At 60.7% G+C, this 338-nt stretch carries 1 protein-coding gene; it reads left to right on the top strand.

Features of this window, described 5'->3' with window-relative positions:
• Window positions 1-272, top strand: a 272-nt coding sequence (locus AB8Z36_RS42040) for a hypothetical protein (protein ID WP_369218569.1), incomplete at its 5' end; no start/stop codon positions are given.
• Window positions 273-338: the final 66 nt, after the last annotated feature.

The raw sequence follows: 338 nt of genomic DNA, 5'->3' as shown, positions 1-338 counted from the left end.
ATGCGCTCTGGCCGCCGTCGCTACTGCTGCTGTTCTGCCGTGCTGATCTTGTGTGTCCATGGGTCGGTGACCTCGCGTCATCGCTCGCGCAGGAATGGCTGGTCGAACTGGTTGAACGCTGGGTTGAACATTCGGTTGATCAAGGAACGTCAGCTGATTGCTGTGTGTTTACCAGCGCCGGTCAGCAGACGTCAACGGCAGGTGAACCCCATGTGGCCTGCGGAAATAACGACTTGAACCCCAACTTCACCCGCATTGGTCAAGACCTCTGAAGGCGTCCTGGTGAGGGGGTGACGGCGGGGGGATGGCCTGGTGAGGACGTTCCCACGGGAGCGCGG

The sequence above is a fragment of the Streptomyces flavofungini genome (genome assembly GCF_041028215.1).
In the GTDB taxonomy this organism is placed as follows: domain Bacteria; phylum Actinomycetota; class Actinomycetes; order Streptomycetales; family Streptomycetaceae; genus Streptomyces; species Streptomyces flavofungini_B.
Note: the sequence above shows the minus strand (reverse complement) of the source record. Positions and strands in the feature narration are given on the sequence as shown.